The organism is uncultured Mailhella sp. (genome assembly GCF_944324575.1).
GTDB lineage: Bacteria > Desulfobacterota > Desulfovibrionia > Desulfovibrionales > Desulfovibrionaceae > Mailhella.
This window is the reverse complement of the sequence record NZ_CALUWV010000061.1, coordinates 1-12,188: the sequence shown is the minus strand read 5'-3', so window position 1 is coordinate 12,188 and position 12,188 is coordinate 1. Positions and strand designations below refer to the sequence as shown.

Sequence of the window (12,188 nt, the reverse complement as noted above, 5' to 3'; positions counted from 1 at the left end):
GCCACCTTTTCGTCGTCCACCAGAGCGGTGAGGACGTTCTTGACCTTGCGGGGGCTGGCGCCGGGGAACAGTTCGAGGAACTGGTTGAAGTAGAACTTGGTCTTGGCGCCGGGCTTGCTGGTCTTTTCGACCAGCCAGTTGTACACCAGAGTCTTGTCTTCTTCAGTCACGCCGGCGGAAGTGGCTTCAGCGTGGGCTTCGGCGCCCTTGTAGGCTTCGGCGGCCAGTTCAGAGAACTTGAACTGGGTGGACTGACGCCAGCTGAAGTAGGCCTGTTCGCGGAAGTCGTCGATGAGCTGGGGGGTGAATTCCAGATCGGTGAGTTCGAAGAACTTTTCCCAACCGATGCGTTCGGCCCAGTCGCCCAGACGTTCGTACTTGTTGGCGTTTTCAGCGTACACATCGAGAATGCGCTTCACAGTGGCGCACAGCGTGGGCCAGCGGGGCGGTTCGTTTTCGATGTAGGACACGACAACCTTGGAGAACTTGGGACGGCTGATACGGTTGGAAATCTTGCCGCCGACCATGATGAGCACGCCGTCGCCTTCGCCGTCGGAGATGGGAAGGGCGGGGCACATGGTGTAGCAGTTACCGCAGTACATGCAGCGTTCCTGCTTGATGGCCACGGTGTTGATTTTCTTGCCGTCGAGTTCTTCCTTGGCGGGACGCACGGCGGCCACGGGGCAGGCGGCGACGGCCAGAGGAATTTCGCAGAGCTGGTCAACCCATTCCTGGTCAATCATCGGGGGCTTTCTGTGGATACCCACAACGCCGATGTCGGACACGTGCACGGCGCCGCACATGTTGAGGCAGCAGGCCAGGGAGATGCGCACGGGGGCGGGCAGACGATGGTTCTGGAAGTCGGAGAACACGGTGTCCATCAGGGCCTTAACCGGGCCGGAGGCGTCGGTGGCGGGGGTGTGGCAGTGCAGCCAGCCCTGGGTGTGCACGATGTTGGTCACGCCGGCACCGGTGCCGCCGATGGGGAACTTGTAGGAGCCGCCGGCGAACTTGCGGGAAGCAAGGTCGGCCTTGAGGTCTTCAAGCACCTTGGGGTCGGTCACCATGAACTCGATGTTGTTACGAGTGGTGAAGCGGACATGGCCGTCGCAGTACTTGTCGGCGATTTCGCAGATTTCGCGGATGTGCACGGTGGTCATGGTACGGGCGCCGCCGCAACGGACGGTGTACACCTTGTCACCGCTTTCGGCCACGTGCATGAGCACGCCGGGTTCCAGAATTTCGTGGTACAGCCACTTGCCGAAGTTCTTGGCAATGACCTCAGGGAAGAAGGAGTCGTACTTGCGGGGTCCGATATCGGAGATACGACCTTCCATGGGTTTTGCAGGATTGTAACCGGAAGAAATAAAAGCCATTTTTGCTCTCCTCTCTGATTAGCGCAGGTGACGCTGACGGTAAGCAGCGATGTCACGGGTCCAGCCGCCGGGCACGTCCTCTTCCTTGAAGAGAATGTAGGGGTTCGTGCGGGGCTCGATGACGTGCTGAGGAATGGCCGGAATTTCGGTCACTTCAAGCAGCTTCTGGAAGGAGAGACGCTTGATGGTTTCGCCAACACGTTCGCGGTTCTTGCCTTCTTCCATCCACCAGTCCCAAATCTTTTCGATGACGGACTTGATTTCGTCGAAGGGTTCTTCCGCAGGAATGAAGGGAACGAGCAGGGAGCCCATCTGAGCGCCGTCGAGGATGGGGGCCTTGGCGCCGACCAGGATGGAGGCGCCGCGGTCGTCACCGACATGCAGGGCGCGGGGCATGGTGTTGATGCAGTGCATGCAGCGCACGCAGTTGGAGGTGTCGATGGACAGCTTGCTGCCGTCCCAGCTCATGCAGTGGGTCGGGCAGAGGTCGATGACTTCCTTCTGCAGGTCGAACTTGCCCCAGTCGCGGCCGGAGTGAGCGCCGGCGTTGGGAGCGAATTCACCGGCCACATAAGCCTTCACGGCTTCCTGGTCGATTTTGATGTCGTCCTTCCAGGTACCGACCACTGCGAAGTCGGAACGGGCCATAGCGGCCACGCAGCCGTTCGGGCAGCCGTCGAACTTGAACTTGAACTTATAGGGGAAGGCGGGGCGATGCAGTTCGTCCTGGTAGTCCTGGGTGAGCTGGTAGCAGGCGAGCTGGGTGTTGTAGCAGGCGTATTCGCAGCGGGACATGCCCATGCAGGCAGCGGGGGTACGCAGGTTGGAGCCGGAACCGCCGAGGTCGACGTCCATCTTGTGGGTCAGTTCGTAGAAGATTTCTTCGAGCTGAGGAGTCTGGGTGCCGATGAGCACCATGTCGCCGGTGGAGCCGTGCAGGTTGGTCAGACCGGAGCCGCGCAGGTCCCAGATGTCGCAGATGCCGCGCAGGTATTCGGTGCTGTAGAACTTACCGGAAGGCTGAGCCACGCGGACGGTATGGAAATGGGCCACGCCGGGGAACTTTTCGGGCTGGTCGCAGTAACGGCCGATAACGCCGCCGCCGTAACCGAACACGCCCACGATGCCGCCGTGCTTCCAGTGCGTTTCCTTGTCTTCATAGGAAAGTTCCATGACACCCAGCAGGTCCTCGGGGGAATCGCTGGGAATCTGATAATCCAAGCCCTGAGCGTTTTTGGCTCTGCTTTCGGCAAGCTGCTTGATATCAGATACAAAGCTGGGCCAGGGCCCGGATTCGAGCTGGTCCAACAGGGGGGTTGCATGTTTCGCCATTGCCTTACCTCCACATGGTTGATTATGGGTCTGTCGCTTTGCCAACCAATGAGCCGGAAAAAGCTTCCGTTCAGACAGAGCGACCCCTGATACACCAAACCTTGGCCGGATGTGCGAGGGCACAGTACAGTCCCGGCCTTACAGTGTCTACACCGTACCTACCCTATTTTGAACTTGAGCACAATAGCTCCGTCTCTGTTCACAAGCCGTCCGGCGGAGTGTGGCGGATGAAAAATAGGAAAAATAAATATATACAACATATTAGATATTAAATACCCTTCTTGGCGACAATTCTCCTTCCTGCTGGTGGTTCCAAATGGGAACGAGCGGAGGGCAGTTATGAAAGTGCTTTGAATTGTGCTTTTTGTATCATGTTGAAATACAAAATGATATTTTTTATGTCGCTTCTCTCGGAAAGAGTGGGGGCAGAAAAAATTCAAGAGAAAAAAAGAACAATCCAGGAAAACGTCTCCATTAATTTTTTATGAAAAGAGCGTTCCGGACGAAACCGGGACGGAAAATTTAAAGCCGGTATAATGCTTTATTTTTCTTTTCTTAATAGATACAATGCCCCATTCACGCAAAAAAGCAGTCTGATCCTGAGGGATATCGGAGGTACAATGATTCTTTTCAAGAAAAGTTCTGAGCGCAGCCTTCATCTGGAAGACAGGGCCGAGCCGCAGCTCTACCGCGAACTTTTCCCCTACACGAAAATAGGGCGAATAGGATTTGACGGCACCATCATCGCTCCGCGTCCCGCCGATCCGTGCTTCATCACCGACACCACGTTCCGCGACGGCCAGCAGGCTCGCCCGCCCTACACCGTGAAGCAGATAGCCCATATTTTTGATCTGCTGCACAAGCTCGGCGGCAAGAGCGGTCTTATTCAGGCGTCGGAATTTTTCATGTACTCCGCCAAGGACCGCAAGGCCATAGACACCTGCCGGGCGCGCGGCTATCGTTTCCCCCGGGTCACCGGCTGGATACGAGCCAACGAAAACGACCTTCGCATTGCCAGGGACATGGAGTTCGACGAAGTAGGCATGCTCACCAGCGTGTCCGACTATCATATATACCTTAAATTGGGAAAGACCCGTAAGCAGGCCATGGACGACTACCTGCGCATCGTGGAACGTGCCCTTGAATGGGGCATTGTGCCGCGCTGCCATTTTGAGGACGTGACCCGCGCGGATATTCACGGTTTCTGTCTGCCTTTCGCTTCCCGCCTCATGGAACTGGCCCGCAAGGCTTCCATGCCGGTGAAGATACGTCTCTGCGACACCATGGGCTTCGGCGTTCCCTACGCCGGAGCGGCGCTTCCCCGTTCGGTGCAGGGCATTGTGCGCGCCTTTACCGACGAGGCAGGCGTGCCCGGACAGTGGCTGGAATGGCACGGTCACAACGACTTTCACAAGGTGCTTGTCAACGGCGTCACCGCCTGGCTGTACGGGTGCGCGGCGGTCAACGGCGCGCTGCTCGGCTTCGGTGAGCGTACGGGCAACACTCCTCTGGAAGCGCTGGTCATGGAATACATTTCCCTTACGGGCAACGACGACGTGGCCGACACCACGGTGATTTCCGAAATTGCCGACTACTTCGTCAAGGAGCTTGAGTACACCATTCCGCCGAACTATCCCTTCGTGGGCAGCGACTTCAACGCCACGAGCGCCGGCGTGCACGTGGACGGACTGGCAAAGAACGAGGAAATCTACAACATCTTCGACACGAACAAGATCCTCAACCGGCCCGTGCCCATCATCATTACCGACAAGTCCGGTCGCGCGGGCGTCGCCTACTGGATCAACAGCCATCTCGAGCTTGACGAAAGCCGCCACGTCACCAAGAAGCATCCGGCCGTGGGACAGATATACAACGCCATCATGCAGGCTTACGAGGCCGGCCGCAATACCTCCTTCTCCAACAAGGAAATGCTGGCGCTCGTCAAGCACTACATGCCCGAGCTCTTCGTGTCGGAGCTGCAGAAGCTCAAGAGAATCGCAAGCCGCCTCGCTTCCGGCATCATGACCCGTCTTGCCGAGGCATGCCGCGCGAGCCGTTCGGATCAGGAACGCTGCGACGCCATGCAGAGCTTTGCCGATCATTATCCATATATCCAGTTCATCACGCTTACCGATGCGAAGGGCAAGCTTTTGCAGGCTGTCGTGACGGACGAGGCCAATGCCCACAAATACGGGCATCTGCCCGATCCCGGCTATGACTATTCCGACCGCGTCTGGTTCAAGATGCCCATGCAGGACGGCGAGCTGCACGTTACGGACGTCTATCAGTCCCAGTACACGGGCGCGCTCATTCTGTCCGTGTCTCAGGCCGTGACGGACGACAAGGACGAAATCGTCGGCGTTTTGTGCGGTGACATTCAGCTCGAGGAAATCCTCAAGCATACCGAGGATCTGGAAGCTGAGGCGGAGGAAAAGGAAGAATCCTCGCAGATGTAGCGTTCTTTCCGCGTCATGTCCCGGAAAGGGACGGCGTTTTTGCAGGGGCGGCCTCCGGCCGCCCTTTCCTGTGACGGATTTCGAGTTCCCGGAGCACGGACCGTCGCGATATTCATACTTCAGGAGGAGCCACGTCATGCGGCCCATCACCACGTCGCTTTTTTCTCTGTTCAAGGTCGGGCCGGGCCCGTCGAGTTCCCATACCATAGGCCCCATGACTGCGGGGCGTCTTTTTTCCGAGACCTGTGCAGAGCTTCCCAGAGAACTGCTTGCCCGCGCCTCCCGCATGAGGGTGCGTCTTTTCGGCTCTCTGAGCGCCACGGGGGCGGGACACGGCACGGATGCGGCCGTGCTTGCAGGGCTTCTTGGGGTGAAGCCCGAGGATTGTCCTTCCGGGTATCTGGCGCAGCTTTCCGGCGATCCGCTCAAGGATCACAAGGTGGAGCTCGGCGTAGGCAGCGCGCTGGTTTCTCTGGCCGACATCGTGCATGACGCGGTGGTGCATGATTACCCCTACAGCAACACGCTTGTGGCGGAACTGCTCGATGCCGGGGGCAATGTGCTCTTTGACAAGGTGTATTATTCCGTGGGCGGCGGTTTCGTGCAGTGGGACGGCTGGAAGGCTCCGGAGCTCGGAGAACCCGTGCATCCCTACAGCAACATGAAGGAGCTGCGCAAGATTGTGCGCAGCGAGGGGCTCAACCTCTACGAGATCATGCTCGACAATGAAATGGCCATTACTGGCGCTTCGCGTCCGGCCATTCTTGAGGAGCTGAACAACATCCTGGACAGAATGGAAGAGTCGGTGCGGCACGGGCTTGCCGGCAGCGGTTATCTTGCCGGTCCGCTCAAGGTGGAACGCAAGGCGCATATGCTGCAGGAGCGTGCCCATGCCCTGCACTCTTCTCCGGGCAAGTTTCTTGCCGGACTCAATGCCTATGCCTTTGCCGCCGCAGAGGAGAACGCCTCGGGAGGCGTCATCGTCACCGCTCCCACCTGCGGCTCTGCCGGCGTCATGCCCGCGCTTGTGTATGCCATGCGCCATGACATGTTCATAGGCGACCGCGCCATTCGGGAAGGTTTTCTTGCGGCTGCGGCCGTGGGCTTCATCGCCAAGCACAACGCCAGCATTGCCGGAGCCGAAGTAGGCTGTCAGGGGGAAATAGGTGTTGCCTCGGCCATGGCCGCCGCCATGCTTACCGATGCACAGGGCAATCCGTCTCCATATGTGGAAAATGCCGCCGAAGTCGCGCTGGAACATCACCTCGGCATCACCTGCGATCCCGTGGGCGGCTATGTGCAGATTCCCTGCATTGAGCGCAATGCCATGGGCGCCGTCAAGGCGTTCAACGCCGCGCTCATCAGCACGGGAACGAGCACCGAAGCCCATCGCGTATCCCTTGACGCGGTCATTGCCGCCATGGCCGAAACCGGCAGGGAAATGAGTCATAAGTTCAAGGAAACCTCCATGGGCGGGCTCGCCGTGAGCATGGTGACCTGCTGACGGACGACTCAAGGCCGTTTCAGACGCGGTGTCCTGAAAGAAAACGTTCTCAGGCAGGGACAACTGAGCACGTCGTGCATGACGCTTGACTGCAACCTTTTGTCATGATGGGGATTCACGGCGACGCAATGAGGGCCCGACACAGATATGAACATTCAGGAAATTCTCTGTTTGCGGGGATGCGCCTTAACTTCAGTGCGGCTTGTCAGCCTGTAATGAAAAAGCTATAGTCGCGCCAAAGGAGAGAATCATGTCGTTTCTTCGTCATATATGTCTGACACTCTTTCTGCTTTCCGGCGGTATTATGGCCGTCGGTCCTGCACAGGCGGCTCCTGCGCAGGACCTTGCCGGTCAGTTGGAAGCTGTGTTGAAACAACATCCCGAGATCATTATTAATGTGTTGAAGGATCACAGTGAGGAGATGCTCGACATCGTGCAGCAGGGCTCGGACAAGCGCCGGCGTGCCGTGCTGCTCCGTCAGTGGGAGACAGAGATCAATGAGCCCAAGACGGTGGCGCTTGAAGGGCGGCCCGTGGGAGGCCCCGACAACGCTCCCGTGACCATCATCGCCTTTTCCGACTTTTTGTGCACCTACTGCCATCAGGCCGCCTACACCGTGGGCAACCTGATGAAGCGCTATCCCGGCAAGATCAGGCTGGTGTTCAAGCAGGTCCCCAAGACGCAGGCGGGACGCATTGCCGGCGAGTGGTTCATAGCCGCCTATCAGATCGACAAGACCAAGGCGTGGAAGATGTACGCGCTCACCTTCGACCGCCAGAAGCAGGTGGAAGAAGATGCGGTGACGGCCATGCGCGCCATTGCCGCGGAAGTGGGATTCGACGCCAAGGCCGTTGAGGCCGCGGTGAAGAGCAAGGCCAGGGAGCTCGATGCCATGATGGCCGGTGATGCGGCCGACGCCAATGCGCTCGGTTTTGTGGGCACTCCGTATTTCCTTGTGAACAACATGGTTCTGCGCGGGGCTCTTCCCATGGAAAACTTCATAGACGCCGTGGACATGGCGCTCAAGAACACGGCGAAAAAGTAATCTCATGATCGTAGATTCTCAACCAGCAGCGCTCCGCAAGAAGGGAGCGTGGACTTCCTGCACGGCTACCGTCGGAAACTTCGACGGCGTGCATCTCGGCCATCAGGCGCTTTTGCGCCGTACCGTGGAAAACGCCAGAGCCAGAAACGTGCCTGCCGTGGCCGTCACGTTTGCCCCCCATCCTGTTTCCGTGCTGTCCTCCCGCGCGCCCAAGGAGCTCTGCTCCACGGCGCAGCGCCTTGAGTACATGAAAGCGCTCGGAGTGGACGCCGTGCTTCTGCTTCCATTTACAAAGGAACTGGCCGCGAGGGGAGCTGGAGAATTCTGCCGTTCCGTGCTCGAGGAAGGTCTTGCGGCAAGCGAGCTTTTCATTGGCTATGACTTTCGCATGGGGCGGGATCAGGCCGGTCTGGATGTGCTGAAAACGTGCATTCCCAACGTTACACAGGTGCAGGCCGTAATCGTGGACGGCGCGCCCGTCAGCTCTACGCGCATCAGAAAGGCTCTGGCCGAGGGAAGGCTCGACGAGGCCAACGCTCTTCTCGGGCGTCCTTTTTCCGTGCAGGGAGAAGTCGTGCACGGCGAAGGGCGGGGAGGTCCTCTTCTGGGCATTCCCACCGCCAATCTCGACGTGCCGCATACGCAGGCTATGACGGCTCCTGCCGTGTATGCCACGTCGGCCAGACTTCTGGATGGTGAGGGTGCAGGCGTGTGGCACATGTCCGTGACGAGCTTTTGCAAGAATCCCACCTTCGACGGATCCACGCTGACGCTTGAGACGCATATCATGGATTTTTCCGGCGACATCTACGGCAGAGAACTTGAAGTCAGGTTTCTGGCCAGACTCCGGCAGGACCGGCGGTTCGACGGACTGGATGCGCTCATTGCTCAGCTTCATGCCGACATGGACGAAAGACGCGGCCTTCCTCTCTGATGCAGAAAACGCGCCTCGTTTTTGTTCTCCAGGCATTGTGCCGTGGAAATGAAAAACGTCATGCAAAAGGTCCGTCTTCCAACGACGGGCCTTTTCTTTTGCCGGAAGCGTAGAAGCGTAAAGAAAAAGGGGGCGGCCTTTTACGGAAGCAGCGTTCTGCCGCTCCTTCGTCCGTGGCCTCCTTGCGGCAGCGTGAACGATTGGAGAGCCGCTCGGACTGGCGGAAAAGCCGTCATTGCGGCGCAGGAAAAAAGTCTTGCCCGCGGGCGGCACTTCGTGTACAACACACGTTTGTGGAAAGGTAGCGAAGAGGCCGTAACGCGCTCGACTCGAAATCGAGTTATCGGTGATGAGCCGGTACGTGGGTTCGAATCCCACCCTTTCCGCCATGTTATATTTCCAGGGCTTTGATTGTCGATTGGCGTCATCAAAGCCCTTTTTGTTTTTCTGACCGATGCGGCAATAAGTCGTCCTCTGTTCTCCTTTTTGCCGTCCTTCGTTGTTTTGTGTCATGTTTTCTGATATGCGCAAAGTCTGGCCGACATGAAAAAGCTGTGAAGCTCAGCTCTGGCCAGCGGAGGGACGACAATGAAGCTGGCATTTGGCAACAATGCGTTTTGCGGGCGTTTTGACTGGTACGAGTGGTCCGCTCCTGAGTACCGAGGGGCGGAAGAGATTCTGAGGACCGTCAGAAAGCTGGCAGATACGGAAAATCGGCTGGCGGGGGTCAGAGTTATCGGCGCGGCATGCAACATGACCTGTTCCGCGTTGGAGAGCTATGAATACGAGCATGCCGTCAGTGCCGGAACAGCACACAGTGAGGCAGCGATTCGGGAGTATCTTCGGCATCTCATGATTCCCCGGACCGTCCGGCTGTGCGAGCCCTTTGTGCTCGACTTTGAAGACGGAACGTCGCTGGAGTTTCATCCCGGCAGAGACCTGAGCGCAAGGATCAGCGTCAATGCCGTTCCCCGGCAGTGCATGGAGGGGCTGAATACGCCGAATTTCGATGCCGACAGGCTATTCGGTCAATATATAAGAGGAAGGAAACTTCAGGATTTTTTTATTGCAGAGAAGAAGGAATCCGTCACCAGGTATGGCCTGTCAGGGGGCGAACAGTATGCGGAAACTCATAAAGGCATCACGTATCGGTATGTTTTCCGCTTTTCCGACCGGATTGAACTTATGGTCAGCACAATGTCTGGCGGAGGATACAGGCTTTCCCTTACCAGTTCCATGGAAGAGCTTCGGATGCCGTATCTGAGATTCAGGGACATGGCTCAGCCTGTATACCAGCCGTTTCTGTGCCATGGCGTCTGTGGGGAGGAACCGTTTTTTCTGGTGTACGGCACGGAGTCGGAGCAGAGAAGCTGCGCAAGAGTGTCCGACGCCTTTTCATTTTCCATGGATGAGGAAGTGCTGGACTGCTATGCGTACCCGTTTTTTGAAAAATGGTATGACCCGTCGCTCAACGAGCGTGATTCTGACTACGAGAAAAACGGCTTTGAGTGGTACGGAAGCAACCGCTACGGCAGAGAAGACGTACAGGCCATACTGCGCGATATGAAGAGCGAAATGGTCACGCTCAGAGAAGAGGGCGACAGTCCGTTTTTCAGGCAGCATCTGGCAATGCTGGAAAAAGGGGCGTGGCTTCCGTCATGGTTGCCCCGAGGCGATCTTTCGGAAATGACGCCAGACAGAGAACGTGTCCGGATCATCAGTTTTTTTGAGCGCTTTTCCACAAGAATGGAAGGCCTGTTGCGTGCTCTGCCCGATGACTGCGTCATTGAGGTTCTGGGACCGTAAGATATCGGTCCTCTTCGGCCCTTTCAGAGTCCCTCTTTGCAGCATCCGTACAAGCGCCGTTGAATGATCGCCGCTTTTCCGGTTCCGGTACATGGGAGAAGAAGAGCGTGGAAACATGCCATTTGCAGGCGGCAGACAGGGGGCGCCCGGACTGCTTGCCGTACGGGGGCTTTCCTTCGCCATTGACAAGGCTTGCCGTGTGATTAAGTAGTTCATAACTTTTGATGGAGGAATGACCTATGAAGGTTACCACGAGAAATATTCTGGAAGGCGTTGTTACGTCCGTGAAGAGCGGCGCGGTTAACGACGAGGTCGACATTGACCTCAAGGGCGGACTGAAAGTTTCCGCCATTGTTACCTGCAAGAGCACGGAGACCCTCGGTCTTTGCCCCGGCCGTGAAGTTCTGGCCATGGTGAAGGGGGTAAACGTGCTTCTGGCCCGCGACATCGACGGCTATATTCTTTCTTCCCGCAATATGCTGCCCGGCACGGTGAAAGCCATTAAGAAAGGCCAGATCATGGCCAGCGTGTCCGTGGAGCTTTCCAACGGCGATCATCTTACTTCCGTGTGCACGGTGGACAGCCTCGAAGACGCCGGCATTGCGGAAGGCGTGAGCGTTCAGGCCGCCATCAAGGCCCCGCACGTCATTCTTGCCGCAAAGGCGTAGGCCATTCATGGGGAACGGCGGATGGTCGTTCCCCTGCCGGAACTTTTTCTGCCCGGAGTCTCGTTTTCGTATCGAGCTCCGGGTCTTTGGTATTTAATAAGGAATGCGTCATGCAGACACTCGTCATTCATGACTCATCAGACGGCGGCAACGGACTCAGGCATGGCGTGACGAAGAAACGGGAGCTGTTAAAAATTTTGTCATCCGGTCATCCCGAATTTTTTCATCGCCTGCTTATGGGGCAGCCCCTGTCATGCGCGAAGAAAAAACGAATGTCACTGTGTTGTAAAAACAACAATTACAGTATGTTATTATTGCGTGTGCCAAGAGTGAGTCATTCGCCTGCATAGTGTCGAGTGGAGAGGGGAGCATCTTCATGCTGAAGAGAGCGTGAAAAGCTGTCAACGGGGAAATCATTTTTTAATATATTGATATAATAGAATATTTATATTTTTTATATGTTTTTCGACACGAAGTAACGGGGAAAAAAGGGAGTTTTGAGTAGAAAAAAATAATGTGTAAAAATTTTTTTATTCTAATGATAATAATATATTATTTATATTTTTTATAATTTTATTTTTATTTTTTTATCATTTTTTTATCAAATAATGTTGCAGGGTCGTTCCATGGAAAAAGAGGGATTTTCCATAGGTTTCATCAACCACTTTTTTTTTCAAAGGAATGACTACAATGAAAAAGCTTACTACGCTTCTTCTGGCTGCCGGCATGATCTGCGCCGCGTCTGCTCCTGCTTCCGCCGTTGACGTGAAGATGGACGGCGAATACATGTTCACCTACATCCTCGGCGAACGCGTCGCCACCGGCGACAACTTTGATGGTGCCGGTCAGCGTCTGCGTCTCGGCATGACCTTCACCGCCAATGAAAACCTGTCCGGCTACCTGCAGCTGCAGGCCGGCATTGCTGAAAATGATACCACCGTTTACGACTGGGGTATCTCTAACAACGCCAAGACCAAGCTTGGCGTTCGTCAGGCCTACATCGACTGGATGATTCCCCAGACCACCGTTAAGGTTCGTATGGGTAAGCAGCTCGTCGGTCTTCCCCA

At 56.4% G+C, this 12,188-nt stretch carries 9 protein-coding genes, 1 tRNA gene and 2 pseudogenes; 9 read left to right on the top strand and 3 right to left on the bottom strand.

All coding sequences use genetic code 11. The features are described 5' to 3' along the window. From Q0J81_RS08035 to dsrA, 3 genes and pseudogenes are all read right to left on the bottom strand, one after another. The coding region (locus Q0J81_RS08035; RefSeq protein ID WP_294447071.1) for a dissimilatory sulfite reductase D family protein at positions 1-149 on the bottom strand (149 nt) is incomplete at its 3' end. Positions 150-233: 84 nt separating this feature from the next. After that, positions 234-1,376 (bottom strand): annotated as a pseudogene (gene dsrB / locus Q0J81_RS08030) (dissimilatory-type sulfite reductase subunit beta); the annotation flags it as partial. Between the two features lie 18 nt (positions 1,377-1,394). Continuing rightward, positions 1,395-2,708, bottom strand: a complete 1,314-nt coding sequence (dsrA, locus tag Q0J81_RS08025; RefSeq protein WP_294447070.1) for a dissimilatory-type sulfite reductase subunit alpha — start codon at positions 2,706-2,708, stop codon at positions 1,395-1,397. A 620-nt stretch (positions 2,709-3,328) separates the two neighbouring features. On the opposite strand from dsrA, the gene Q0J81_RS08020 reads away from it, so the two are divergent. The 9 genes and pseudogenes from Q0J81_RS08020 to Q0J81_RS07980 form a co-directional block, all read left to right on the top strand. Beyond that, entirely contained in the window at positions 3,329-5,164 is a 1,836-nt protein-coding gene (locus Q0J81_RS08020; protein ID WP_294447069.1) for a cache domain-containing protein, read from the top strand. A gap of 136 nt (positions 5,165-5,300) precedes the next feature. After that, positions 5,301-6,668: an L-serine ammonia-lyase gene (locus tag Q0J81_RS08015; RefSeq protein WP_294447068.1), complete on the top strand. Its 1,368-nt coding sequence runs from the start codon at positions 5,301-5,303 to the stop codon at positions 6,666-6,668. Between the two features lie 250 nt (positions 6,669-6,918). Next, entirely contained in the window at positions 6,919-7,713 is a 795-nt protein-coding gene (locus Q0J81_RS08010) for a thioredoxin domain-containing protein (protein WP_294447067.1), read from the top strand. A 4-nt stretch (positions 7,714-7,717) separates the two neighbouring features. Then, positions 7,718-8,647 carry a riboflavin biosynthesis protein RibF gene (gene ribF, locus Q0J81_RS08005; protein ID WP_294447066.1) on the top strand — a complete coding sequence of 310 codons (930 nt, stop codon included), beginning with the start codon at positions 7,718-7,720 and terminating at the stop codon, positions 8,645-8,647. Between the two features lie 295 nt (positions 8,648-8,942). Then, positions 8,943-9,036: transfer RNA gene (locus tag Q0J81_RS08000), tRNA-Ser, on the top strand. A gap of 796 nt (positions 9,037-9,832) precedes the next feature. Beyond that, positions 9,833-10,453 (top strand): hypothetical protein, encoded by a 621-nt coding sequence (locus tag Q0J81_RS07995; protein ID WP_294447065.1) that lies wholly within the window; start codon positions 9,833-9,835, stop codon positions 10,451-10,453. Between the two features lie 239 nt (positions 10,454-10,692). Next, positions 10,693-11,121, top strand: coding sequence for a TOBE domain-containing protein (locus Q0J81_RS07990; protein WP_294447064.1), 429 nt, complete (start codon positions 10,693-10,695; stop codon positions 11,119-11,121). Positions 11,122-11,231: 110 nt separating this feature from the next. After that, positions 11,232-11,471, top strand: coding sequence for a hypothetical protein (locus Q0J81_RS07985; protein WP_294447063.1), 240 nt, complete (start codon positions 11,232-11,234; stop codon positions 11,469-11,471). A 340-nt stretch (positions 11,472-11,811) separates the two neighbouring features. Next, positions 11,812-12,188: pseudogene (locus tag Q0J81_RS07980) on the top strand (porin); the annotation flags it as partial.

What these genes read in the sequence shown, in the direction of transcription:
- Q0J81_RS08020 (WP_294447069.1), top strand. Translation starts at nt 3,329, where the DNA reads ATGATTCTTTTCAAGAAAAGTTCTGAGCGCAGCCTTCATCTGGAAGAC.
- Q0J81_RS08010 (WP_294447067.1), top strand. Translation starts at nt 6,919, where the DNA reads ATGTCGTTTCTTCGTCATATATGTCTGACACTCTTTCTGCTTTCCGGC.
- Q0J81_RS08015 (WP_294447068.1), top strand. Translation starts at nt 5,301, where the DNA reads ATGCGGCCCATCACCACGTCGCTTTTTTCTCTGTTCAAGGTCGGGCCG.
- Q0J81_RS07990 (WP_294447064.1), top strand. Translation starts at nt 10,693, where the DNA reads ATGAAGGTTACCACGAGAAATATTCTGGAAGGCGTTGTTACGTCCGTG.
- dsrA (WP_294447070.1), bottom strand. Translation starts at nt 2,708, where the DNA reads ATGGCGAAACATGCAACCCCCCTGTTGGACCAGCTCGAATCCGGGCCC.
- Q0J81_RS07985 (WP_294447063.1), top strand. Translation starts at nt 11,232, where the DNA reads ATGCAGACACTCGTCATTCATGACTCATCAGACGGCGGCAACGGACTC.
- ribF (WP_294447066.1), top strand. Translation starts at nt 7,718, where the DNA reads ATGATCGTAGATTCTCAACCAGCAGCGCTCCGCAAGAAGGGAGCGTGG.
- Q0J81_RS07995 (WP_294447065.1), top strand. Translation starts at nt 9,833, where the DNA reads ATGGTCAGCACAATGTCTGGCGGAGGATACAGGCTTTCCCTTACCAGT.